At 34.2% G+C, this 24,591-nt stretch carries 22 protein-coding genes and 1 pseudogene; 10 read left to right on the top strand and 13 right to left on the bottom strand.

The features are described from left to right. The first annotated feature begins 18 nt into the window (after positions 1-18). Positions 19-474, top strand: coding sequence for an antiholin-like murein hydrolase modulator LrgA (gene lrgA, locus LIX58_RS06920; protein WP_154837209.1), 456 nt, complete (start codon positions 19-21; stop codon positions 472-474). Beyond that, entirely contained in the window at positions 474-1,175 is a 702-nt protein-coding gene (gene lrgB / locus LIX58_RS06915) for an antiholin-like protein LrgB (RefSeq protein WP_154837211.1), read from the top strand. The genes lrgA and lrgB overlap by 1 nt, the downstream gene beginning before the upstream one ends. An 87-nt stretch (positions 1,176-1,262) precedes the next feature. Here lrgB and LIX58_RS06910 read toward each other — a convergent pair whose 3' ends face one another. The 4 genes and pseudogenes from LIX58_RS06910 to LIX58_RS06895 all read right to left on the bottom strand — a co-directional run bounded on the left by LIX58_RS06910 (position 1,263) and on the right by LIX58_RS06895 (position 4,858). Further along, entirely contained in the window at positions 1,263-1,946 is a 684-nt protein-coding gene (locus LIX58_RS06910) for an ABC transporter permease (protein ID WP_226386205.1), read from the bottom strand. Beyond that, positions 1,946-2,890 carry an osmoprotectant ABC transporter substrate-binding protein gene (locus LIX58_RS06905; RefSeq protein WP_154837215.1) on the bottom strand — a complete coding sequence of 315 codons (945 nt, stop codon included), beginning with the start codon at positions 2,888-2,890 and terminating at the stop codon, positions 1,946-1,948. The genes LIX58_RS06910 and LIX58_RS06905 overlap by 1 nt, the downstream gene beginning before the upstream one ends. A 25-nt stretch (positions 2,891-2,915) precedes the next feature. Beyond that, entirely contained in the window at positions 2,916-3,551 is a 636-nt protein-coding gene (locus LIX58_RS06900) for an ABC transporter permease (protein ID WP_154837217.1), read from the bottom strand. After that, positions 3,551-4,858, bottom strand: a pseudogene (locus LIX58_RS06895) (betaine/proline/choline family ABC transporter ATP-binding protein). The gene LIX58_RS06900 and the pseudogene LIX58_RS06895 overlap by 1 nt, the downstream one beginning before the upstream one ends. 473 nt (positions 4,859-5,331) lie before the next feature. On the opposite strand from LIX58_RS06895, the gene LIX58_RS06890 reads away from it, so the two are divergent. Next, on the top strand, positions 5,332-6,375 hold the full coding sequence (locus tag LIX58_RS06890; protein ID WP_154837219.1) for a 2,3-butanediol dehydrogenase: 1,044 nt from the start codon (positions 5,332-5,334) through the stop codon (positions 6,373-6,375). A 755-nt stretch (positions 6,376-7,130) separates the two neighbouring features. Here LIX58_RS06890 and LIX58_RS06885 read toward each other — a convergent pair. After that, complete coding sequence (locus tag LIX58_RS06885) at positions 7,131-7,730, bottom strand: YdeI/OmpD-associated family protein (RefSeq protein WP_154837221.1); 600 nt, start codon at positions 7,728-7,730, stop codon at positions 7,131-7,133. Between the two features lie 188 nt (positions 7,731-7,918). On the opposite strand from LIX58_RS06885, the gene LIX58_RS06880 reads away from it, so the two are divergent. Continuing rightward, positions 7,919-9,574 (top strand): APC family permease, encoded by a 1,656-nt coding sequence (locus tag LIX58_RS06880; protein WP_126565560.1) that lies wholly within the window; start codon positions 7,919-7,921, stop codon positions 9,572-9,574. Between the two features lie 105 nt (positions 9,575-9,679). Beyond that, positions 9,680-11,026 (top strand): carboxylesterase family protein, encoded by a 1,347-nt coding sequence (locus tag LIX58_RS06875; protein WP_154837223.1) that lies wholly within the window; start codon positions 9,680-9,682, stop codon positions 11,024-11,026. A 34-nt stretch (positions 11,027-11,060) separates the two neighbouring features. Here LIX58_RS06875 and LIX58_RS06870 read toward each other — a convergent pair whose 3' ends face one another. Next, complete coding sequence (locus LIX58_RS06870; protein WP_154837225.1) at positions 11,061-12,236, bottom strand: MFS transporter; 1,176 nt, start codon at positions 12,234-12,236, stop codon at positions 11,061-11,063. Between the two features lie 115 nt (positions 12,237-12,351). After that, complete coding sequence (locus LIX58_RS06865) at positions 12,352-12,582, bottom strand: hypothetical protein (RefSeq protein WP_126565557.1); 231 nt, start codon at positions 12,580-12,582, stop codon at positions 12,352-12,354. A 151-nt stretch (positions 12,583-12,733) separates the two neighbouring features. Here LIX58_RS06865 and LIX58_RS06860 point away from each other — a divergent pair, with 151 nt between their 5' ends. Further along, entirely contained in the window at positions 12,734-13,411 is a 678-nt protein-coding gene (locus tag LIX58_RS06860) for a response regulator transcription factor (RefSeq protein ID WP_226386204.1), read from the top strand. Then, positions 13,404-14,885 (top strand): sensor histidine kinase, encoded by a 1,482-nt coding sequence (locus LIX58_RS06855; protein ID WP_154837229.1) that lies wholly within the window; start codon positions 13,404-13,406, stop codon positions 14,883-14,885. The genes LIX58_RS06860 and LIX58_RS06855 overlap by 8 nt, the downstream gene beginning before the upstream one ends. 16 nt (positions 14,886-14,901) lie before the next feature. On the opposite strand, the gene LIX58_RS06850 is transcribed toward LIX58_RS06855, so the two are convergent. The 4 genes from LIX58_RS06850 to lnsB form a co-directional block, all read right to left on the bottom strand. Beyond that, positions 14,902-15,690, bottom strand: coding sequence for an ABC transporter permease (locus LIX58_RS06850; protein WP_126565554.1), 789 nt, complete (start codon positions 15,688-15,690; stop codon positions 14,902-14,904). Next, positions 15,683-16,345, bottom strand: coding sequence for an ATP-binding cassette domain-containing protein (locus tag LIX58_RS06845; RefSeq protein ID WP_226386203.1), 663 nt, complete (start codon positions 16,343-16,345; stop codon positions 15,683-15,685). Before LIX58_RS06845 ends, LIX58_RS06850 begins: the two co-directional genes overlap by 8 nt. Before the next feature lie 174 nt (positions 16,346-16,519). After that, a complete protein-coding gene (locus LIX58_RS06840) occupies positions 16,520-17,326 on the bottom strand; it encodes a CPBP family intramembrane glutamic endopeptidase (protein ID WP_154837231.1) in 807 nt (268 codons plus the stop codon). Positions 17,327-17,382: 56 nt separating this feature from the next. Continuing rightward, positions 17,383-18,162 (bottom strand): CPBP family lipoprotein N-acylation protein LnsB, encoded by a 780-nt coding sequence (gene lnsB, locus LIX58_RS06835; protein WP_154837233.1) that lies wholly within the window; start codon positions 18,160-18,162, stop codon positions 17,383-17,385. A 181-nt stretch (positions 18,163-18,343) separates the two neighbouring features. On the opposite strand from lnsB, the gene LIX58_RS06830 reads away from it, so the two are divergent. Then, the gene (locus tag LIX58_RS06830; protein WP_226386202.1) at positions 18,344-19,924 is read left to right on the top strand and encodes an FMN-binding glutamate synthase family protein; all 1,581 of its coding nucleotides are present in this window, start codon (positions 18,344-18,346) and stop codon (positions 19,922-19,924) included. A 278-nt stretch (positions 19,925-20,202) separates the two neighbouring features. Continuing rightward, positions 20,203-21,492: an O-acetylhomoserine aminocarboxypropyltransferase/cysteine synthase family protein gene (locus LIX58_RS06825; protein WP_154837237.1), complete on the top strand. Its 1,290-nt coding sequence runs from the start codon at positions 20,203-20,205 to the stop codon at positions 21,490-21,492. Positions 21,493-21,531: 39 nt separating this feature from the next. Here LIX58_RS06825 and LIX58_RS06820 read toward each other — a convergent pair whose 3' ends face one another. Beyond that, positions 21,532-21,990: a DUF1307 domain-containing protein gene (locus LIX58_RS06820; protein ID WP_226386201.1), complete on the bottom strand. Its 459-nt coding sequence runs from the start codon at positions 21,988-21,990 to the stop codon at positions 21,532-21,534. A gap of 172 nt (positions 21,991-22,162) precedes the next feature. Here LIX58_RS06820 and LIX58_RS06815 point away from each other — a divergent pair, with 172 nt between their 5' ends. After that, entirely contained in the window at positions 22,163-23,239 is a 1,077-nt protein-coding gene (locus LIX58_RS06815) for a M42 family metallopeptidase (RefSeq protein WP_154837241.1), read from the top strand. 368 nt (positions 23,240-23,607) lie between these two features. On the opposite strand, the gene LIX58_RS06810 is transcribed toward LIX58_RS06815, so the two are convergent. After that, positions 23,608-24,426 (bottom strand): SDR family oxidoreductase, encoded by an 819-nt coding sequence (locus LIX58_RS06810; protein ID WP_154837243.1) that lies wholly within the window; start codon positions 24,424-24,426, stop codon positions 23,608-23,610. Positions 24,427-24,591 lie beyond the last annotated feature (165 nt).

Genomic DNA, 24,591 nt, shown 5'->3' with positions numbered 1-24,591 from the left:
GAGAGGGAGCGAAAAATAATGAGTCAAGCAAAGACGCAAGAAACGCGTAGTCATGGAAATGGCAAAGTTGAAAAAACATATAGCTTTTTCCAACAAGCTTTAACCATTGCAGTCGTTTTATTAATTTCAAAAATTATTGAAAGCTTTATACCATTTCCAATGCCAGCATCGGTTATCGGACTGGTATTATTATTCATATTATTATATACAGGAATTGTAAAATTGGGACAAGTTGAAGGTGTCGGTACAGCACTAACAAATAACATTAGTTTCTTATTCGTACCAGCTGGGGTTTCTGTAATTAATTCATTACCTATCTTAAGTCAACATCCGATTTTAATCTTATTATTAATCATTATTTCAACATTATTATTACTTATTTGTGTGGGATTTGTTTCACAGTTATTCGTTACAAAATCATTATTCCCATCTAAAGAACAAAATGAAAACACAAAACTTGGGGAGGGTAAATAATGGCAGAGCATTTAGGTATCACTACACCATATTTTGGGATATTAGTCTCACTCATTCCGTTTGTTATCGCACAATACTTTTATAAAAAGACAAATGGTTTCTTCTTACTTGCACCACTCTTTGTGGCAATGGTAGCAGGTATTGTTTTCTTAAAAGTTACAGGCATTAGCTATGAAAATTATAAAATTGGTGGCGACATCATCAACTTCTTCTTAGAACCAGCAACAATCAGTTTCGCGATTCCTTTATATAAAAAGCGTGACGTATTGAAGAAATATTGGCTACAAATTTTTGGCGGTATCGCAATCGGTACATTAGTTGCTTTAATCTTAATTTACTTAGTAACAATCCTTTTCCGTTTAGGAGATCAAATCGGTGCATCAATGTTACCACAAGCTGCTACAACAGCAATTGCTTTACCAGTTTCTGAAGGTATTGGCGGTGCGAAAGAATTAACATCATTAGCCGTTATTTTAAACGCAGTCGTAATTTCTGCATTAGGTACTAAAATTGTTAAATTATTTAAAATCTCTAACCCTATCGCACGAGGCTTAGCGTTAGGTACTAGCGGACATACATTAGGCGTTGCCGCAGCAAAAGAATTAGGGGAAACAGAAGAATCAATGGGAAGTATCGCAGTGGTTATCGTAGGTGTCATTATCGTAGCCATCGTTCCACCACTTGCTTCAGTATTATTCTAATAATAAAAAGCGTTGTTACCGTGAAAGCGCACTATTATAGTGCAACTTCACGCGTATACAACGCTTTTCTTATTTATCTAACACTTATTAATTAATTTTTTGAACTTGTTTATTCTTTTTACTTTTATGAGTTGGGTCTAATCTTTTTTCTAAACCGCGTAACCCTAAATCAATAATAATCGCAATTAAAGCAATGGGAATAGCTCCGGCTAAAATATAAACCGTACCATCTGTTGAGTTCGTACCACGAATGATGATATCACCAAGTGTTGGTGCACCAATAAATGAACCAATAGCCACAATACCAATAGCTACAACTAGCGCGATACGAATACCTCCGATAATAACAGATAATGATAAAGGCAGTTCAATCATGCGCATAATTTGGTTACTTGTCATACCCATACCTTTACCAGCATCCTTAATGTTAGCATCCACTTCTGTAATTCCAGTATACGTATTTTTTATAATAGGAAGTAACGCATATAGGAACACAGCTACAACTACTGTTGTTGGCCCTAAACCTAAAGCTAACATTAGAATAGCTAACATAGCGATAGCAGGTACAGTTTGAATAATATTCGCTATCGTGATGACCGGCCATGCTAATTTAGAATATCTGGCAATTAGTATTCCCAATGGTATTCCAATAATACACGCGAATAACACACCATAAATCGACATTAATAAATGTTTGAAAAATAACTCCATAAGGTAGCCAAAGTTCAAGGTATAATATTCATAAAGCGAGCTTAATAAGTTACCTTTCATTATTTTTGACCACCTTTCTTATCATCTTCGAAATAGTTATGTTTTTTCACATACTCTTCAGCAATAACGGCAGGCTCTTTACCTTTACCATCCGCTTCATAATTTAATTTCTGCATTTCTTTTGTACTAATTTTACCTTCTAATTTCTTTAATGCTTTATCAATTTCTGGATTGTCTTTAATTAACTTCTCTGTCGCTAACGGACTACCATCATACGGTGGGAAGAACTTGCGGTCATCTTTAAGAATTTTTAAATTATACGCTGCAATACGTCCATCCGTTGAATAACCTACAGCCACGTCTAATTTTTTATTCTTTAGAGCGTCATAAACTAAACCAATTTGCATTGGACGTGCACTCGCAAACTTAAAGCCATAATCTTTTTGGAATGCTGGATAACCATCACCCGCACGGTTCATCCATTGCGTATCCATACCAAGACGTAATTCATCTTTATATTTTTTTAAATCCGAAACCTTTTCAAGATGATATTTATCAGCAACTTCTTTTGTCACCATAAATGCATAAGTATTGGCAAATCCAAATGAATTATAGAACTTTTGATTATATTTCTTTTTGAAAAGTTTTTGCGACTCTGCCATCGCCTTTTTCGGATTTTTCGTCGGTGGCGCGTCTAAAACACTTGTCAATTCAGTACCTGTATAACGTACCGCTGACATATTCACATCACCACGTTGTAACGCGTTATGTTGAATGATACTAGATCCTAAGTTACCTATAATCGTTGGTTTAACCTTGTCATGTGTGTAATGTTCAATCATTAATTTCTCAATATTTGCCATTATCTTCGTTTCACTAGTTTCTGTTGCAGTGATTTTTACACTGTCTTTCGCATCGCCATCGCCTAGACCTGGTAATCCGCATCCAGATAATACAACGAGGGACAATGCCAGAAGTATGAAAGTTAATTTAAACTTTTTCATAAATTTAGAAATCCTCCCTTTTCAATTATCTAGATACTTTAAGTCCTTTAGGCACGGCCCACTTTTCAACTAAAGAAAGCAAGAAGTCAACAATTAAAGCTAAACAAGTAACAAGAATAGCAGCGCTAATAATCATTGGTGGTTGATATAAGTTCAGACCATTGAATACAAGGTCACCTAAACCACCTGCGCCGACATAACTTGCTAATGTCGCCCAAGCAATAACATACACACTTGATAAGCGAATACCACTAATAATTAACGGTAACGCAAGTGGCAACTCTACGTCTTTCATTAATTGAAAATTCGTCATACCCATACTCGTTCCAGCTTGAATAATATTTTTATCAATATTTTGTACACCAAGTACGGTATTATTTAAAATGGGTAACAATACGTAAATAAATAAAGCAACAATCGCTGGTGTCTTACCTACACCAAAGATTGGAATCATAAGTGCTAAAACGGCTAACGTCGGTATCGTTTGAAGCACACCCGCAATCGTTAACACTACATTCGCAGTTCGCTTAGTTTTAGATAATAAAATGCCTAACGGTACCGCTACGACAATCGCAAGCAATAACGCGATCACTGATATGTAGAAGTGTTCGATTGTTTTCGATACGAGTTGGCTTCCATATTCTTGGAAAAATTCTTTCATTAACGATCAACTCCTGAATTATGCGTATCATCCAAATTCTCTGTATCAAAACGATCCGTTACGTCTTGTTGTTTATGTGTCGCATCTTCATGTTGGTGTTGCGCTAGGTCCTTTTTCTCTTGATTACCAATTTCATTCTCACGTTCTACATCGTTCATATGTGAATCTGATAATTCCATTTCTTCATCACTTTCGCCCCAAATTGAGTCGTATACGATATCTACTAAATTAGCACGTGTAATTAAACCAATTAGCGTATTATCATTATCAACAACTGGAACGTTTCTCACATTTCGTTTAAGAATTGTGCGAACTGAATCTTGTAATTTTGAATCTATATGTACTTTATAAACATCACGCTGCATGGTATCGATAAGTTCTTTATCTTGGCGTAAACCTTGGTTAATATCTTCAATATCTAAGAACCCTAATAAGCGATTATGATTATTCACCACAAAGATAGTGTCAACACGTCTTTGTCTCATAACGTTAACTGCATCATTCAACGAATCATCTGCATTTACAGTAACAGGTGTAATCATTGCATCTTCCACAGTTCTCATATTAGGACGGTCTTGAATCAATCTATTTTGACCAATAAACTCTTTAACGAAATCATTCGCTGGATTTCTTAAAATGTTATCTGGCGTATCATATTGCACAATTTTACCTTGTGACATAATACAAATGCGGTCTGCTAATTTAATCGCTTCATCCATATCATGCGTTACAAATATGAATGTTTTCCCTAACTTTTGTTGTAATTCTTTCACTAAATCTTGCAAAGTATCTCTTGTAATAGGGTCTAATGCACCAAATGGTTCATCCATTAAGATGATATCTTGCTCGGCTGCTAATGCACGTACAACCCCGATACGTTGTTGTTGACCGCCTGATAATTCAGATGGATAACGATCCAAATAATCTTCAGGTAAATCAACTAACTTAATTAATTCTTTCGCTTTCGCATCTTTCTTTTCTTTAGACTATTTTAAAAGTTTCGGTACTAACACAATGTTTTCATGAATAGTCATATGTGGCATAAGCCCAATTTGTTGAATCACGTCACCAATACTACGACGTAATTCTACTGGATTCATACTTCGTACATTCTTCCCATTCATTTCAATAGTTCCGTCAGTAGCTTCAATCATACGGTTAATCATACGCAAAGCTGTCGTTTTACCACTACCACTTGTCCCAATAAAAGCAATAAACTCTCCAGATTCGATATCTAATGAAATATTATCTACCGCTTTTTTATTCCCTGAATAAATCTTGGTTAAGTTTTTAATACTTAGCGTCATTAGCTTTCTCCTTCCTATTTAAACCCTGAAGAAAAATAAACGAACATAAAAAGGCCATTAGTCCCGTTGTTAAACAAATGTGTCATAAGTCAAACAAGGGTCTCATGACCTTTGCTCCATAAAATTTTAGTAAATTCAATTTCAATGAAATTCGTTAATTTTTCATCATTTATTTATATATACCCTATATAATTTTTTGAAACGTTACATTTTTGAAACTATTAAAAATTTTTCACAATTTAATTTTTATGCTTATAACGTTAAAGCAACCTTACAATTAAGAAAACTTCAACAATACTTTTAAAACAAAAGAAATTAAATACTAATAAATATTATTGTCATCAACAAAGTTCATAGAATTGTCGAAATCTTCAAAATCAATAACGAAATTTTATTAGGAAAAATTGAATTCCCAGAACGTTAGTATTAATCTAAAGATGTAATAAGTATTTAACGAAGGGATGTTTTACTTTATGAAAGCAGCAGTATGGTATGGTCAAAAAGATGTTCGTGTTGAAGATCGCGAACCTAAACAATTAAAAGATAATGAAGTGAAAGTTAAAGTATCTTGGGCTGGAATTTGTGGTACTGACTTACACGAATATTTAGAAGGACCTGTATTTATCTCTACAGATAAACCTGACCCATTCTTAGGTCAAAAAGCACCTGTAACTTTAGGTCATGAATTTGCTGGTGTGGTTGAAGAAGTTGGTAAAGATGTAACTAAATATAAAAAAGGCGATCGCGTAGTTGTTAACCCAACTGTTTCTAAACGTGAAAAAGACGAAAGCGTAGATTTATATGATGGTTACTCATTCATCGGATTAGGTTCAGATGGTGGTTTCGCAGAATTCACTAATGCTCCTGAAGAAAATGTTTATGCTTTACCTGAAAATGTATCTGACAAAGAAGGTGCATTAGTAGAACCAACAGCAGTAGCAGTTCAAGCTGTTAAAGAAGGTAATTTATTATTCGGCGACACTGTAGCAGTCTTTGGTGCTGGACCAATCGGTTTATTAACTGTCGTTGCAGCCAAAGCAGCTGGCGCAAGTAAAATCTTCGTTTTCGACTTATCAGAAGAACGTTTGGCTAAAGCTAAAGAAGTAGGCGCTACTCATATTATTAATTCTGGTAATGTTGACCCAGTTGAATATATTAACGAACACACTGAAAATGGTGTAGACGTTACTTTCGAGGTAGCTGGTGTAGGTGTGACATTAGCACAATCTGTTAAAGTAACACGTCCTAGAGGTACAGTCGTTATCGTTTCAATCTTTGCGCATGAAGTGAGCTTCGATCCAATGTTATTAACTAACTCTGGTATCCACTTAGCTTCAACTATCGCTTACTCACCTACTACATTCCAACAAACAATTGATTTAATTGCGAACGGTAGCTTAAATGTTAAGAGCGTAGTTACAGATGAAATCGAATTAGAAAACATCGTTGAATCTGGTTTCGAGCAATTAGTAAATGATAAATCACAAGCTAAAATCTTAGTTAAATTAAACGGTTAATCTATTGATTAATTGATTGATAATATCATTCCTTAAAGGCCCCTCCATAATCCACTTTATGGAGGGGCTTATTATGTATTCAATACTTCGTATTTCTAGCTAGTATTTCTAAAGTGGTTCTTAAATGGATTTCCATTACACTTAAGTTGAGACGCTTGCCTAGGGTACAGTTTCAGCCAGAAATTTCTCACAGATAAATCCGGGGAAGTTTCTAAGGTCTTCAACTTGTACTGTTCCCTCAGGCGTCGCTCAACTACGTTCCATTATCCATTTTAGAACTATATAAGTACTTAAACGCTTAAATTCATTAAAATTATAATACTTATAAAATTCTCGCTACAACACTAAAAATCTTTATATATATTTAATAAACACGGTACTTCAATATAATTTATTTCATAGTTTTAAATGAGGATTATGTAAGACATTCTAAAGATAAACTACGAATACTTTTGTGTGATGCATGAAAGAGTTAGAGTTATTAATGAACATAAGTGCTATGCACTTATGTAAGTAGTTCTAAGGTAGATTACGCAGTGTAGTTGTGACGACTCCTAGTGGAAAAGAAAGTGTCGAGTGACTACAGGCACGAGCCTTTCCCACAGGAAAGCGCACAACTTAAACAAGTAAATATCTACCTTAGAACTGCTTTAGAGACAGCCCACCTGGGAAGCATCGCAACAAAAATAAGTAAATGTTTATCTAAGAATTTCTTTACAACTTAAACGAGTGAAATTTGATCTTAGAACTACATTTTACTTATCATACATGCCTTTGCCTTCTAAGATATGATTAAAATATTTCTCCACTCTACTTTGTCTTGTCTGACTGCGTTTCGCTTGTGAAATATGATAAATATATTGATGTTGACGTCCCGGGGTTAAATTATAAAACGCCTCGTTAAACTCTGGCACTTCATCAAGTTTACTTTGTAATTCTTCAGGTATGTCGTAATCCTCTGTCTTCTTCATTTCTACTTTCTTGCCAGCTTTTTCCACTTTAATTGCTTCATTCACATAATAAAGAATTTCTTCACGACGCGCTTTAATCTCATCTAATGTTTCAAACCTTAATTGTCTCGCTGCTTGAACCTTCTCCGTTTGTTGAATTAATGTATGATATTCATCTTCCAAGATGGCACCTTTGTGAAAGAGTAACGCTACATAATGTTTAAAGCCATGGATTAATACGACATTTGCGTCGTTTAATGTATAACACGGATGCATCCATTTATAGGTCTCTTCTAATTCAGTTTCTTCAAATATTAAATCTCTAAGATATTGATAGGCTTCCCTCCATTGACCATCCTTTTCCAAAAAAGCTAAAACTTGATCATTGGCTTGTTTATGCGTCATCTTAAACACCTTCTTATTAAATAATTTGATAACAATACAGTTATTATATTATTTAAGTTTAAAATTAACTATTGTTAACACAATATTTTGTAAATTTACTAAAATGTAAATTGACTAATTATACGATTGGCGTATAATTAAAAGTGTCATTTTAAATGAATATTAAAACAATATTAAAAGGAGTATTTATGGGAAACAACAATAACAATAGTAATAAAATCAGTTTGACACAATTAGTACTACTTGGTCTAGGTAGTTTAATTGGTTCTGGTTGGCTCTTTGGTGCATGGGAAGCGTCTTCTATAGCGGGCCCAGCTGCCATTATTTCGTGGGTTATTGGTTTTATTGTAATAGGTACAATTTCTTACAATTACATTGAAATCGGAACAATGTTCCCACAATCTGGTGGTATGAGTAACTATGCACAATATACGCACGGGTCTTTACTAGGATTCATTGCTGCGTGGGCTAACTGGGTTTCACTCGTAACGATTATCCCAATTGAAGCGGTATCTGCTGTTCAGTACATTAGCTCTTGGCCATGGGATTGGGCAAAGCCTACTAGTGCGTTGATGCATAATGGAACGATTAGTACGATTGGCTTATTTGCTGTATATATTATTATCATTATCTTTTCTTTACTGAATTACTGGTCAGTAAAATTATTAACGTCATTTACAAGTTTAATTTCAGTCTTTAAATTAGGTGTGCCTTTATTAACAATCATTATGTTAATGCTTTCTGGTTTCGACACTAGTAACTATGGTTCATCTATGGGCCAATTTATGCCTTATGGTAGTGCCCCAATCTTTGCGGCTACAACTACTTCAGGTATCATTTTCTCATTTAATGCATTCCAAACGATTATTAATATGGGATCTGAAATTAAAAATCCTGAGAAAAATATTGCGCGCGGTATCGCAATTTCATTAACATTAAGTGCCGCATTATACGTTATTTTACAAAGTACGTTTATTACTTCTATGCCACAATCAATGATTCATGAACATGGTTGGCACGGAATTAACTTCAACTCACCATTCGCAGATATGGCGATTTTGTTAGGTATTAACTGGTTAGCGATTTTATTATATATTGAAGCGGTAGTTTCACCATTTGGTACAGGTGTTTCTTTCGTAGCGATTACAGGTCGTGTCTTAAATGCGATGGAACAAAATGGTCATATTCCTAAATTCTTAGGTAAAATCAATACAACTTACAACATTCCACGAGTTGCGATTGCATTCAATGCCATTATTAGTATGATTATGGTTACGTTATTCCGTGACTGGGGTGTACTTGCGGCGGTTATCTCAACAGCTACATTAGTAGCTTACTTAACTGGTCCAACAACAGTAATTGCCCTACGTAAAATGGGTCCTAAATTACATCGTCCATTCCGTGGTACGTTATTGAAAGTGATGGCACCTTTATCATTCGTTCTCGCTTCATTAGCGATTTACTGGGCAATGTGGCCAACAACTGCTGAAGTTATTTTCATTATCATTTTAGGTTTACCAATTTATTTCTTCTATGAATATAAAATGAATTGGAAAAACACTAAAAAACAAATTGGCGGTAGTTTATGGATTATTATTTACTTAATCTTATTAGCCACTATGTCATTTATTGGTAGTAAGGAATTTAAAGGAATCAACTTAATTCACTACCCTTATGATTTCATTGTGATCATTGTATTAGCATTAATCTTCTATAAAATGGGTACTACAAGCTATTTCGAAAGTATCTATTACAAACGTGCTAAGAAGATCAATAAGCAAATGAAAAAAGATACACTTGCAGAAGCGAAACGAGAAGCTAATCAAGAGCAAGCAGAGAAATAAATTTAATCCATACCAAGCGTGAAAGTGACTTCACGTTTGGTATTTTTTTCGGCCATTTTTAGTGCTATAGTTAGCTTGAACGGAGTGAGAGGAAGGTGTTGCAATATGGTTACAGTCACTACGACTAGCGGGAAGATACATGGTATAAATGAAGACGGCATCGCTCAATTTTTAGGTATTCCCTATGCTTATCCACCTACGCGTCATCGTCGTTTTAAACATTCTGAGTTATACACATCTTGGGAGAATGATATTGAAGCCACCCATTTTAAGTCTATTCCTCCTCAACCCTATAATAAATTGGAAACTTTCTTTTCTTCTGAAAATGTAACTTTCCCACAAAGTGAGGATTGCTTATATTTAAATATCTGGATGCAAAATAATAAGCATACGCACAAACCAGTCATTATCTATTTTTATGGTGGTGGATTCGTGAATGGACATGGTTCTGCAGAATTGTATACACCTGAATCTATTGTCCAACAACATGATGTTATCGTCATTACATTTAACTATCGTTTAGGGGCTTTAGGCTTTTTAGATTGGTCTTATTTCAATAAAGAATTAGATAAAAACAATGGCTTATCGGATCAAATTAATGTATTGAAATGGGTTCAATATTATATTGAAAGCTTTGGAGGAGACCAGCAGAATATTACATTGATGGGTCAATCTGCTGGAAGTATGAGTATTATGGCATTAATGCAAACACCTAAATTAGATAGTCTTTATCATAAAGTAATGTTACTCAGCGGTACTTTGAGACTTGATAAAGAAGAAACTGGCTACTTAAAAGCACAACATTTTCACAAATTGATAGATACTCATTTCCCAAATAAAGAGCTAGAAGATTTAACAGTGTCAGACATATTGGAATTACAAGCGTTAGATGAAGCTTCTCGTGGTAAATCCAAAGGTTTAGAATTAATTTATACGCCTATCGAAGACGACAGCATGACGCGTCCACTGTCACAGTTCACAAAACCTATCGTCGTAGGTGTGACTAATGATGAAGGAGATTGTTATATTCGCAACGAGTCTCGTAAATTAGATCCTTCACGCTTTGTAGATGTCATGGCGCTAAATGATATTAGTGTAGAGGAATCAGCGTCACAAACAGGTAAGCAACAAGCGCAACTTGTCACCGACTTATATTTTAAAACGCCTACCCTGCACTTATTAGATACCTTACCTCATGCAAAGCGTTGGTTTTTACGTTTCGATTGGTACTTACCAACTTCTTCTGATTTCAACAGTGCCTATCATATTCTAGACCTTGTCTTTTGGTTTGGGAAAATGAATATCCTAAAGGCACACGACATTAAAAACTTAACTTCAGAAACTAAATTAAGCGAACAAATGATAAGTGATTTAGTTACTTTTGCAACATCTAATACAATGCCATGGCAACCTTATAATTTAAACAATAAAAATCCCCACATATACAACTAAGGCGTATCGCAAAGATTACGATACGCCTTAACTTTTAGTTCTTCGCATAATGCATATTTTTAAGAGTAAGAACGATAATTAAACCTAATAGTCCTATAAATGCACTGACAAGCGTGACCGCTTCGACAGACATATTAGAAACAACTAAGCCGCCAATAATACCACCAAAGCCAATGCCGGCATTAAGACATGACATATTCCAACTCATCACTTGGCTTGTGTCACCTTCTACGTGTTCAATAATCCCACTTTGAATCGCAGGGTTTGTACTCCATTGAACAATGTTCCATATAAATAAACCAACTAATAATAGAAGTGTAGTTGATAATATTAAGTTAATAATAATCATCATAACGATAAAGACTGAGAAAGCAATAATTAACCAACGTTTACTTGTTAGTTTATCCGCAAGTACACCTCCCATTGAAGTACCTACGACACCTGCAACACCGTTAACTAATAATGCTAATGAAACATAGCCCATGTTGTGTCCATTTTCCAAAATAAGCGGGTTAATATAAACAAATGTCACAGAGTTAGCAATTAAAATTAACAATGTAATCGCTAAATATTTCACGATTTCGGCTGGTCTCAAAATGTGAGACGTTTGCTGACCACTCTCATCAATATGACTAAACTGTTGATTAGCAAAATTGAGTTCTGAAGTAGTCGGTAAATATTTAATCATTAATAATCCGGCAATCAGACTCACTAAAATAATAAAGACAAATGTAAAACGCCAACCAACCCAGTCACCTATCATTGTACCAATCGGAACGCCGAAGACATTCGCGCCACTAAATCCTGTATATACCACACCAATCATCTTTCCACGATTTTTAGGGATAGTAAGCATAGCAGTTAAAGCAAGTACTTTCACAATAATTAATGAAGCAGCTGCAGAAGATATAATACGTCCAATAACTAAAATAGTAAAATTCGGGGCAATTGCGATAATGACATTCCCTACAATAAAGACAACTAAAGTCCAAAGCAATACTGGACGGGCCGCAAAGCGATTAGTCAGCTTAACTAATATAGGGCCACAAATCGCAAATGTTAGCGCATAAAGCGTTACGAGTTGTCCAACGACAGCTTCAGAAACGCCTAAATCGTCGCTCATTAAATTCATAATTCCAGCGACCATCATTTCAACCATTCCAACGATAAAGACGCTAATGATAAAGGTTGCTATACGCATGATAGACATGCAGAAATCTCCTTTCCTAATTATTAAATTTTTCATAAAAAAACAGCTACTCGCTATTTTTTAAGCTTAGTAACTGTTTTATTATAATATTCATTTTTATTTTTGTACAAAAAATTTAAGATAGGTCGTTTCTATTCTCTAAATATTGTTCCACAAACGTTTCCGCAATCATCAATATAATTAATACAATCATAGTGCCATAAGTTACATAATTGTTATGGAGTAAGATATCGATTCCAAAGTTTAAATTAAAATGATTTTCTACTAAGCTAAAAACCAAGCGCAAAATGTTATATAGTCCAAGTACAGTAATAAGAAATCCGATAATATAAGATAATCTTTTCATTTGTACAAACCCCTTTTATGTCGATTTAACTTCATGCTAAATTATTGTACTTAATTGCTTCTTATCGTTATCTTAAATTTTCCTTAAATTATGGATACAACAATAGTGAAATATTAAAAAATTTTATAAGATGAATGATGAGGTGTTCGCAATGAATGAGAATGTTCTTATTATTGAAGATGATAAAGATATTAATGAACTAATGAAATTATCATTAACTACTAAAGGTATTGATACAGTACAATCTGTATTTAATATTGAAGAAGCTAAAAATGAATTACTGAATAAACATTATCAGGTAATTCTTCTAGACTTAAATTTAAAATCCGAAGATGGATATCAGTTATTAAAATATATCGATTTATCTAAAACTGCGGTAACCGTTGTTACAGCGAAAACCACTCATATTGATGTTTATAAAGGTTTTGAAAATGGTGCCGTTGATTACATTAAAAAGCCATTTGACCCAATGGAACTCTATTATAGAGTGTCTCTTCATTTAAACAAGAAGTCTAGTCCAATTTATACATATCAAAATTTAAAAATTAACTTCGATAGCATGGAAGTGTATGTAAATAATGAAATAGTTAATTTAACTAATCGTGAGTATCAATTATTAACGTATCTCATTAATAATAAAAACCAGGTTCTGACTAAGAACCAACTTTACACAAAAGTATGGGGTTATGATACGGGCGTTGATGATAATACATTAATGGTCCACATACGTACATTACGTAAGAAAATTGAAGCTTGCCCAAATGAACCTAAAATGATTAAAACCGTACGTGGCAAAGGCTATATGTTTAAGGAAGATCATCATGAATAAACGATTCACTTTAAAATTTTTAAAATATATTGCTATATTTTTTATTATTAACTTTATTTTTTCTCTAATTTTTATTGGATTAATGACATTTAATCTCGTAACTAACCTATACACGTCTTTAAGCGAAGTTGGTCCTGAATATTTTGAAACAACTAATATGAATGACACTCCCAATGATAGATTACGAAAATTAGCTAAAAGAGAAAATGCTGATTTATATTTTACAAAAAAGAATGGAGACATCCTTTATCCAAACCATTTAAGAGGACAAAATATTAAACCTAAAATTCTTGATAATATTTATAATACAAACACTATTAATACTCAACACAACACTTATTTTATTTACATTTATCATAAGAAAGTTAAGTCTCCTAACATAACTAATGATAATCAGATCAAGACATCTCAATTATTAAATAGTTTGTCGATTCAAGATTTTAACCAATACAATTTTAATATTAATAATGGTAAACTTTCATTCGTAAAAAATTCTAGTTTTAGAGATTATGAGAACTCTTATGATTTAGGTTACAACTTCCATGACGCAAATAAAAATTTTCTAAAAATAACACTCGTATTTATTATATTTAACATTCTTTTAGTTGCGATTACAGCTTTCCTAATATCGAAGCGTTTAACCAAGCCTTTAGCCTATTACATTGATTGGATTGGTAATTTATCTGAAGGTAAGTTATATCAACCTACATCTAAACAAAAACGGAAGCGTAAGAGAAAAAGAACAAAACGTAAAACGTATCCGGAATTGGATCACTCGTTGAGTCAATTAAATCAACAAATGTTATCAGACAAGTTTTATCATAATCAGATTAATTACTATAAGACGAAATGGATAAACCAAATTTCTCATGATTTGAAATCACCTCTCACAACGATTTACGGCTATTCGAAACTAATCCAAACTGATGAAGCATCACAGCCTTATGTTCAACTTATTTCTGAAAAAGCTACTTTCATGAGTGACTTAATCGATAGCTTGAATCAATCGTTTGATTTAGAAACCCAACAAATGAAACAGGACAAAGAGAACTTCCCTACAAAAGCAACAGTGGAACGCATTGCATCTATCATAGGGTATCAACAGCTATCCTTATCATTTAATCTAGGTGACGAGTCTCAGTTTTACGGTAATAAATTGTATTTTGAACGCCTACTCATTAATTTAATTAATAACAGTATTGAACATAATGATAAACACCCAAATATCACAATTGACTTTACTCGAGAAAGCAATAAATTAATTATCGACTATATTGATGATGGACAAGGTTTGCCTCAATCAAATATTGATGACCTTATTAAACAGTCATATACTTCTAAAAAAGATAGCGCTCATCATGGTATGGGGTTGTCTATTATTCAAGATGCTGTTCACTTTCACGATGGAAGTATTAAAGTGTTACCTACTGATACAGGCGTTCACTTTCATATCTCACTTGTCGATAAATCTTAATCATATATACAAAAAATTATTTATCGTCTTCATCATCTTCTTGGATATCGTTATTACGTGCTATGAGTTGATGACGGGCATTGAAGAATTGATTATAGCTTAGATATGTTGCAATTAAGGCAGACATAATGGTTGCGGTAGTATGAATGAATACGACTAATAGTTGGAATTTAATCGCTTGTAAAGGCGGCACACCACCGATAATTAACCCAGTCATCATACCTGGAATAGAGACTAAACCGTATGTCTTCACTGAATCAATCGTTGGGACAATCGCCATACGGATACTTTCTCTAATCGCATCCTTAGAAGCTAACTTAGGTGAAGCGGCGAGTGTTAATTTCGATTCAATATCACCAATATCTTTGACAAAGGCGCGATCTAAATTCTGATATGCTAAGTTAATCGCAATTAAACCATTATTTGCTAACATACCACCAATTGGAATGACTTCATTTGCTTTGAAATCAATCGCTCCAGCTAAGACTGTGGCAGCTAAAGGTAACGCTGTCCCTATAAAAATTGCTACAAAGGAAATAATAAATACATGGTGCATTACTGGTGACGCACGGTTAATCGTATTCCAAGAGGCATTAATAATAATAATTAATACCGCTAATATTAATATCCATGCTTCATCAATTTTGAAGATATAATTAAGCACAAATCCTAAAATCAATAATTGGATAACTGCACGAAGAGAAGCAATTACCAAATCTTTAATAATATGTAAGCCTTCTTTGTAGGAAATAATAATTGGGATTAATAAAAGTAAGGCAGTTAAACAGAGGGCTGTATTACTCATTATGTTGTAAGTCCTCCTCTTTCGTTATTTCACCATCAGTAATGGTAATTCTTTTTTGAAAATGACGCATACTTTGATCATCACTATGTGTAATCCATAAAATAGCGACACCTTCATCTGCTAGTTGAAAAATCATTTTTTCAATTTTTTCTTTATTTTTTGTATCTAAGGCACTTGTAGATTCATCAAGTAACAATATTTCAGGTTTATACATCAATTGACGTGCAATTGTAATTCTTTGACGTTCCCCACCTGATAAATGTTCAATTTTTGAATTTAAAGAATAGTCCCCTAAATTCACCATTTCTAATAATTTTTTAGCTTTTTCTTTATCAAATGTGTCGTTATGGGCCATTGCTGGAAATGCCATGTTGTCTTCAATGGTTTCTCCAAATAGCTCACTTTGTTGCATAAGGTAACTAATTTGCGAACGCAGTGTTTCTGGCTGATAATCGCTATACGGCTTTCCTTTAAAATAAAGTTCCCCTTTCGTAAGGCTAATTAAATTGTTGATTTGTTTTAAAAACGTACTTTTACCACTACCTGAAGGGCCTACTATAGCAATCGTTTCGCCTTTATCAACTTGGAAGTTAATATTATTTAAAATTGTACGGCGAGATGCTTTATAACTTAGATTTTTAATTTCTAATAACATCGAGTTCTAACCTCCTTATTCCTATCCTACTACTATTTATCAAGTATTTAAATTTAATTTTTTGCAAAAATTAATTTAATTATTTATTGAAAATCTTATTTATAAAACAAAAAAGTAAGACGTTCAATTTCAGTACACTAACGTCTGAATCACGTCTTACTTCTTTATACCCTATTATTTACCTGCAATAATAGGAACAATAATTGCTATAAAGGATACACAATTATTAATCATATGTAACGTTATAGTTGTTGCTAAATTTCGCCCACTAAGATGATAGGCAATCACGAAGCCAGTAGCCATAATTAAATAGGGTCCTATTTCAAATGGTGATGTCGCACCAAGTACGTGTAACCCAGCAAAAATTAAAATAGAAATAACATACATTGCGCCATACGTTAATTTCTTACCTAATTCATGAATGATAAGATGTCTAAATAATAGTTCTTCTACAATTGGCGTAATGATGACGATATCTAAAAATAGAATTGGCCATAACCACTTAACTGTAAATAATTGTTCAATGGCTTTATTGTTAGCTGTATCATCGAATTGATATTTCTCAGGTAATAATTCTATAAAAAAGCCATAAACGCCTTGTAATAAATACATTGCTACTAATACGACAATAATTAGTACAATGTGTTTCTTTAAATCTTTAAAACGTTGAATAGCTAAGGGAATAAGCGTTTTATAATGCATTAAATAGAACAACAATAAGATTAGGCATTGGCCAATTAAAGTGAAAATTTGTCCCCATGCCATAGAATTGCGTTCAAATTCATTTTCAGTCATATGTCCTGCCACTAAAGCCACGCCTATCATAGTAATCGATACTAATATAATAGGAAACAGCATATTAAATCCTAAATAGGCAGGTATAAGCCAGAAATCTCTTTTCACTACACGTTTAGAAGCAAATTCATTCCTCAATGGTGGTCGTTCATTTGTTTGTTGCGAATCATTATATTTCGAAGTCATCTGTCTCTCCTTATCTTCTGATTCTTGGAAAAGTAAGCGATATTACTTTTCAAAAATTAAAAAAGCCTCTCAATCATTGTAATAATAAATATGACCAATTGTACAGAGCTATGATACAAGAAAGACGCTGCTAAGTTCTTACCGCTTCTTAAATAAACAATGATAGCACCGAGTGAGAGTATCATATATGGTAAGATTTCTAGCCAAGATATTAAGTCGTACACATGTGAGCTAACTTCGACAACTAAACTAAATGCGACTACAAGACCTAAGTTAAAACGTTTACCTAATTCATGGATGATTAAATGTCTAAAAATGAGTTCTTCTATTAAAGGTCGGAAAATGACCATCGTGATAAATGTAAAGAATATGCCACTAGGATGAGTAAACAATCCTTCCAAGCGAATTTGAGCTTGCGTCTTGTCATAACCTAAAGGTGATGAGAGCATCGATGCAATCATGTTAACGCCATAATAAGCGATTAAAGCAATGATGGCTGTGACCACAATCATACTTATATAATGTTTAGCATAATAGAATTGACGACGTGCAACATCCGCAATATAAAATTTATGCAAGGCAAAAAACGTTACAATCACTATGAATTGCGCAACAATGAAACTAATACTCAATGTTAAATTATAAAAATATAATGGCGGTGGATCTTGAGTAATCATCGCCGTTACCCCTAACACACCGAACACAATAATAATTGGCATCAATATTTGAAAAAATATAAAAATAGGAATAAGTAGGAAATCTTTTTTTACTATTTCATTACTTCCCCATCGATTTCTAGGTACTACATATTTAATAACTTCTTTCTCTTTCTCCATATGTCACCTCAAACTTACAACACTCATATTTTACTATTTTAAAATAACCTTATCATTAAGACCAATTGATTTTTATTAAATTTGTATTTTTTATAATTTATAAAAAATTTAAATGTTTAATTGTAAAAAATAATAAATACTATATTATTGAGATATAAAGGGGAAAAGGGGGAAAAATATAATGAATGAATTACTTACTACCATGCAATTTATAGTTAATGTTATGATTTTCATCATCATTATTGGCTTACTAGTACTTGCATTCATTTTCTTATTGAAAGATCGTAAACAAACACAACATAGCGTATTACGTAACTATCCAGTATTAGGTCGAGTGCGTTATTTTGCTGAAAAAATCGGCCCAGAATTACGTCAGTATTTATTTGCGAACGATACAGAAGGAAAGCCATTTTCAAGACAAGAATATACAGACATCGTACTATCAGGGAAATATAATTCACGTATGGCAAGTTTCGGGACGTTAAGAGAATATAAAGAAGGATTCTACATACGCAATACAATGTTCCCATTACAAGCTAAGGAGTTACAAGTAGACAATAGCCAAATGATTTCTACATTTCTGTATAAAGTAGATAATCAAAAATTATTTACACGTGATGAACATCGTGAGAAACAAGACATTGATCCATTTTATTTATCTGATGAGAATGCAGTTGTTCTAGGGGAAGAGCTGGCGCATCCATTTAGAATCAAACGTCTTGTCGGTCAATCGGCAATGAGTTATGGTGCGTTAGGTTCTCATGCAATTACTGCTTTATCAAAAGGCGTAGCACGCGCAGGAACGTGGATGAATACAGGAGAAGGTGGTCTATCAGAGTTCCATCTTAAAGGTGGCGGCGACATCATCTTCCAAATTGGACCAGGATTATTCGGGGTACGTGATAAAGACGGTAACTTTAGCGAGGATTTATTCAAAGAGCTAAATCAACACAAAGAAATTAAAGCATATGAACTTAAACTTGCTCAAGGTGCTAAAACACGTGGCGGTCATATGGAAGGTAATAAAGTTACAGAAGAAATCGCTAAGATTCGAAATGTTGAACCTCATAAAACAATTAATTCACCTAACCGCTTCGATTTTATTAATTCACCCGAAGAGTTATTAAAATTTGTTGATAAAATTCGTGGGATTAGTCAAAAACCAGTCGGCTTTAAAATTGTAGTTAGCAAAGTAGATGAAATTGAAAAGTTAGTACAAACTATGGTGAAACTAGATATTTATCCGAGCTTTATCACTATCGATGGTGGCGAAGGTGGTACAGGGGCTACTTTCCAAGAACTTCAAGATGGCGTAGGTTTACCTTTGTTTACGGCTTTACCTATCGTTTCTGGAATGTTGGAACGCTATAACGTGCGTGATAAAACAAAAATTTTCGCATCAGGTAAATTAATTACGCCAGATAAAATTGCTATTGCTTTAGGCTTAGGTGCTGACTTAGTTAACATCGCACGCGGTATGATGATAAGTGTGGGATGTATTATGAGTCAACAATGTCACTTAAATACGTGTCCAGTTGGCGTAGCAACGACTGACCCTAAAAAAGAAAAAGCATTGATTATTGATGAAAAGCAATATCGCGTGACAAATTATGTGACAAGTTTACATGAAGGTTTATTCAATATTGCAGCTGCAGTCGGTGTTAAAAGTCCAAACGAAATTACAAAAGATCATATCGTTATTAAACGAGACGATGGTACGCTTCAAGATATCGCAAATTATAAATTAAAATTAATCAGTTAAAGCACAGAGGTCTGGACAAAAGCGTTTAGGATTTGAGCAGAACCGAACGATGAGCAAAATTGTTTCTCAAATTTTGTCGAGTCGTGATGGTCTCTGCCGAAAATCCTGCTTTTGGGAAGCCGTTAATTAGTTTCCCAGAAGATTAGCTTTCTTGTCTAGTCTCTTAATTTATATTATTTTTTCAATCCCGAGTAAATCAGTTTGATTTATCCTCCAACTTCTGTATAATATATACAAATATAATTATCTGAAAATTCAATTTATTGGAGGTCCTCACCATGTCAGAACAACGCCCAAATTGGAAATTTGAAACTCAAACGATTCATGCAGGTCAAGTCATCGATGAATTCTCTAAATCACGTGCAGTACCGATTTATCAAACATCAAGTTATGTTTTTGATAATACACAACATGCTCAAGATTTATTCTCCCTTGCCCAACCTGGAAATATCTATACACGAATTATGAACCCTACGCAAAATGTCTTCGAAGAACGCGTCACTCAATTAGAAGGTGGCGTAGGTGCGCTCGCTACATCTTCTGGTCAAGCAGCCATCACCCTCGCCTTACTCAACATTGTTGAAACTGGCTCAGAGATCGTTGCCTCTTCAAACCTTTATGGAGGTTCTTTCAACTTATTAAATATTACTTTTAGAAAATTAGGCATCAAAGTCCATTTCGTTGATCCAAGTCAGCCGGATAATTTCAAAAAAGCAATTAATGATAAAACACGTGCGATTTATGCAGAAACAATTGGTAACCCTGCCATTGATGTATTAGATATCGAAGCTGTCGCAAAGATTGCTCATGACAACGGGGTTCCATTAGTCATTGATAATACCTTTGCCTCTCCTTACTTATGTCGTCCATTCGAACATGGGGCAGACGTGGTCATTCATTCTGCCACTAAATTCATTGGCGGTCATGGTACTTCTATCGGTGGTATCATCGTGGATAGTGGTAAATTCAATTGGGACAACGGCAAATTCCCTGGTTTAGTTGAACCCGACCCTAGCTATCACGGTATTTCTTATACGAAAGATGTTGGTGAAGCTGCATACATTACGAAAGCGCGCGTTCAGTTATTACGTGATTTAGGTTCAGCCGTTTCTCCTTATAACGTACATGAATTCTTAATCGGTCTTGAAACACTTCATTTACGTATGGAACGTCACTCTGAAAATGCCTTAAAAGTAGCCCGCTTCCTTGATCAACACCCTAAAGTGACATGGGTTAATTATCCAGGACTTGAAAACAGTAAATATCATCAACTTGCAAATAAATATTTACCTAAAGGCCAAGGCGCTATCTTAACATTTGGTGTTGATGGTTCAATTGACGATATCGCTCACTTCGTTGATGAATTACAATTATTCTCACTACTTGCAAACGTCGGTGATTCAAAATCATTAGTCATCCATCCAGCAAGTACAACACATCAACAATTAACTGAAGAAGAACAACGTCAATCCGGTATACTTCCAGAAATGGTACGTTTATCAATCGGTACTGAAAACGCTGAAGATATTATTAATGATTTAGACGCTGCATTAAATAGTATTTCATAATTTAAAAAGGAGCAGGCGAAAATGCCTACTCCTTCTTTTTTAGTCATCTGTCATATTCGATTTTTGTTTAAATCCTAAATGTTTTAAATAACGTACTGACCCTTCCATATTCACTTTTTTACCATTCTTAGATAATGTAGCGTACGGAAGTTTTTTTCCAATTTCTTTAAGATTAGCTTTTTTGTAATCAATCTCAACATTTTCAACCCATTTTTCATGGTTATCTTCTAATTTATACGATACGCCTTTATAATCTTTCAGCGAACGATTATCATTAAATGCTTTTTTACCTTCTTCTTTCGACATACCTAAATCATTATATTTTAACGTACTAATTGTGTTTTGTTTTAATACTTTATTTTTCTTATAAGTCAAAGTCGTGATGACATGTTTACCATCAACATCACCTTCATATGTCTTGGAACGCTCTTTACTACAAGCACTTAACAGGCTTACACTTAATACAACAATGCCCACTAATATTAAGAATTTCTTCATGATATGCCTCTACTTCCCTTTTATTCATCTTTACAATAAATTATAGCACTTACTTATTGAGGATGTGAGATTTTTCAATTCTTTTTATATTTTAAACCGCTATTTTTTCAGAAAATTAAGTTTAATCATGCTACAATGATTGTAATTACATATATTAGGGGGTCACGTACATATGAAAGAATCAATCGAATTACTCAAGTCATTGACTGACGTAAATGGTATTGCAGGTTATGAGCGCAAAGTTAAAGAAACAATGTGTCATTATCTAGAACCTGTGAGTGATGAAATTATCGAAGACGGTTTGGGTGGCATTTTCGGAAAAAAAGAAAGTAAAACAGGCACAAAATCATTAATGGTTTCAGGTCATTTAGATGAGATTGGCTTCATCGTGACAAGCATTGATAATAATGGTTTCATTAAGTTCCAACCGATTGGCGGCTGGTGGAATCAAGTGATGTTATCACAAAAAGTAACGATCACGACGGACGATGGCAAAGAGATTCGCGGTATCATTGGTTCTAAACCGCCTCACGTCCTTACACCAGAAGCACGTAAGAAGCCAATCGATATTAAAGAGATGTTTATCGATATTGGCGTGCGTAGTAAAGAAGATGCAGAACAACATGGCGTAGAAGTTGGTAATATGATTACGCCATATAGTGAATTTGAACAACTTGCGAATGGTAAATATTTAACAGCTAAAGCCTTCGATAACCGTTATGGCTGTGCGCTTGCTATCGATGTTCTTAAGAATTTAAAAGATGAACAGATTGGTATCGACTTATATTCTGGCGCAACTGTGCAAGAAGAAGTTGGTTTACGTGGTGCTAAAGTGGCTGCCAATAAAATCAAACCTGATTTAGCCATCGCAGTAGATGTTGCTGTAGCATATGACACACCAGGCATGTCTAATTTAGGTAGTGAAACAGCTATTGGTAATGGACCTGTAGTTATATTAATGGACGCTTCAAATGTAGCACATCAAGGGTTACGTCAACATATCAAAGAAGTAGCAAAGAAACATTATATTACCGTTCAATGGGACACAACGCCAGGCGGTGGTACAGACGCAGGTAGTATTCACGTCGCTAATGAAGGTATCCCTACAATCTCTATTGGTGTCGCATTACGTTATATGCATTCAAATGTGTCAGTGTTGCATACAGATGACTATGAAAATTCAGTACGACTTGTAACTGAAATCGTCCGCTCACTCAACGATGATGCTTATGACAAAATAAAATGGTAACTTACTAGTTAAAAATTGTATTTTTATATTCATTTATGGTATATTTATCTTAACGAACAGTATCGTCATATAATGACACCCCCAGTCTATGGCAGTAGACTGGGGGTTTTAAATGGTGTATTGGTGTTAGTCGTCTTTATGTTTCTTATATTGTTCAAACCAATAGTCAAACAATATATTGAGCCACCGATTAAGTAACGGGGCTATTACTAGGACGAACAGCATCGTCATAAACTCCACCTCCCTTAAACGAATTACCGTCTAAGGAAAGACGACAGCTATATTATATCATTTTTATAAAATATATAACGAATCAAAAAAAGCCGTTCTAAATTAATAGAACGACTTTTTTTACCACAATTCATTTTTTATTCTACTGTATTTTTCCAATTATTATCGCTTAACATTTCGCCAGGCCATGTGTATGCCATCACGCCACCATCAATACGAACTGTTTCACCAGTAATAAATGAACTATCATCTGACGCTAAGAAGGCTACTAGCTTGCCTACTTCTTCTGGTTTACCTAAGCGGCCCATAGGTGTTACCCATTTTTGATTTTCACGGAATGTTTTACCCGCTTCATCTTCAGACGTACCTGCTAAGTTATCTACCAATGGTGTTTCAATTGTACCCGGTGCAATTGCGTTAGCACGGATATTCTCACGACCATATTCAATCGCAATAGATTTCGTAAAGTTAATGACTGCACCTTTCGCAGCGTTATATCCTGAACGATATAGGTCGGCTGCTTGCCCTGAGAATGAAGCCGTATTAATGATAGAACCACCATTATCCATCATTAATGGAAGTAAGAACTTCGTTACTAAGAATGTCCCTCTCATATCTACGTTCATGATGTTATCAAACACTTCCACTGGATATTCGTGAATACGACCTGCGCTGTGGTCCACACCTGCGTTATTAAAGATGACGTCAATACGTCCATATTCTTCTTTCGCTGTCTTCGCGAAATCTTGAACTTGTTGATCATCCGAAATATCTACTTTATAAGCCGTCGCTTGTCCGCCATTTTGTTTAATCTCTTCGACAGTTTTTTCCAATTCATCAGAAATATCTAGTGCTAAGACATGCGCACCTTCTTCAGCTAATGCTTTCGCAGACGCTTGCCCAATACCAGTGCTTGCCCCAGTAATCACTGCGATTTTATTTTCTAAACGTTTCATAACTGTTCACGCTCCCAAATTGATTTCTACTCAACTTTATTGTTTTATACTTCATTCTTTTTCCACAAAATGAAGCACCTCAAACGCAAGCGAATGAATGATAGCGCTTAACCCAAAAAATTTTAAACCTCAATTTAACAATTCATAAATTTAAATAACTTATTC

It is taken from the genome of Staphylococcus sp. Marseille-Q1834, assembly GCF_916858875.1.
Classification (GTDB): Bacteria; Bacillota; Bacilli; order Staphylococcales; family Staphylococcaceae; genus Staphylococcus; species Staphylococcus pragensis.
This window is presented reverse-complemented; position numbering and strand designations above follow the sequence as displayed.

Coding starts and splice junctions, on each gene's coding strand:
- lrgA (WP_154837209.1), top strand. CDS start 19: ATGAGTCAAGCAAAGACGCAAGAAACGCGTAGTCATGGAAATGGCAAA.
- lrgB (WP_154837211.1), top strand. CDS start 474: ATGGCAGAGCATTTAGGTATCACTACACCATATTTTGGGATATTAGTC.
- LIX58_RS06910 (WP_226386205.1), bottom strand. CDS start 1,946: ATGAAAGGTAACTTATTAAGCTCGCTTTATGAATATTATACCTTGAAC.
- LIX58_RS06905 (WP_154837215.1), bottom strand. CDS start 2,890: ATGAAAAAGTTTAAATTAACTTTCATACTTCTGGCATTGTCCCTCGTT.
- LIX58_RS06900 (WP_154837217.1), bottom strand. CDS start 3,551: ATGAAAGAATTTTTCCAAGAATATGGAAGCCAACTCGTATCGAAAACA.
- LIX58_RS06890 (WP_154837219.1), top strand. CDS start 5,332: ATGAAAGCAGCAGTATGGTATGGTCAAAAAGATGTTCGTGTTGAAGAT.
- LIX58_RS06885 (WP_154837221.1), bottom strand. CDS start 7,730: ATGACGCATAAACAAGCCAATGATCAAGTTTTAGCTTTTTTGGAAAAG.
- LIX58_RS06880 (WP_126565560.1), top strand. CDS start 7,919: ATGGGAAACAACAATAACAATAGTAATAAAATCAGTTTGACACAATTA.
- LIX58_RS06875 (WP_154837223.1), top strand. CDS start 9,680: ATGGTTACAGTCACTACGACTAGCGGGAAGATACATGGTATAAATGAA.
- LIX58_RS06870 (WP_154837225.1), bottom strand. CDS start 12,236: ATGTCTATCATGCGTATAGCAACCTTTATCATTAGCGTCTTTATCGTT.
- LIX58_RS06865 (WP_126565557.1), bottom strand. CDS start 12,582: ATGAAAAGATTATCTTATATTATCGGATTTCTTATTACTGTACTTGGA.
- LIX58_RS06860 (WP_226386204.1), top strand. CDS start 12,734: ATGAATGAGAATGTTCTTATTATTGAAGATGATAAAGATATTAATGAA.
- LIX58_RS06855 (WP_154837229.1), top strand. CDS start 13,404: ATGAATAAACGATTCACTTTAAAATTTTTAAAATATATTGCTATATTT.
- LIX58_RS06850 (WP_126565554.1), bottom strand. CDS start 15,690: ATGAGTAATACAGCCCTCTGTTTAACTGCCTTACTTTTATTAATCCCA.
- LIX58_RS06845 (WP_226386203.1), bottom strand. CDS start 16,345: ATGTTATTAGAAATTAAAAATCTAAGTTATAAAGCATCTCGCCGTACA.
- LIX58_RS06840 (WP_154837231.1), bottom strand. CDS start 17,326: ATGACTTCGAAATATAATGATTCGCAACAAACAAATGAACGACCACCA.
- lnsB (WP_154837233.1), bottom strand. CDS start 18,162: ATGGAGAAAGAGAAAGAAGTTATTAAATATGTAGTACCTAGAAATCGA.
- LIX58_RS06830 (WP_226386202.1), top strand. CDS start 18,344: ATGAATGAATTACTTACTACCATGCAATTTATAGTTAATGTTATGATT.
- LIX58_RS06825 (WP_154837237.1), top strand. CDS start 20,203: ATGTCAGAACAACGCCCAAATTGGAAATTTGAAACTCAAACGATTCAT.
- LIX58_RS06820 (WP_226386201.1), bottom strand. CDS start 21,990: ATGAAGAAATTCTTAATATTAGTGGGCATTGTTGTATTAAGTGTAAGC.
- LIX58_RS06815 (WP_154837241.1), top strand. CDS start 22,163: ATGAAAGAATCAATCGAATTACTCAAGTCATTGACTGACGTAAATGGT.
- LIX58_RS06810 (WP_154837243.1), bottom strand. CDS start 24,426: ATGAAACGTTTAGAAAATAAAATCGCAGTGATTACTGGGGCAAGCACT.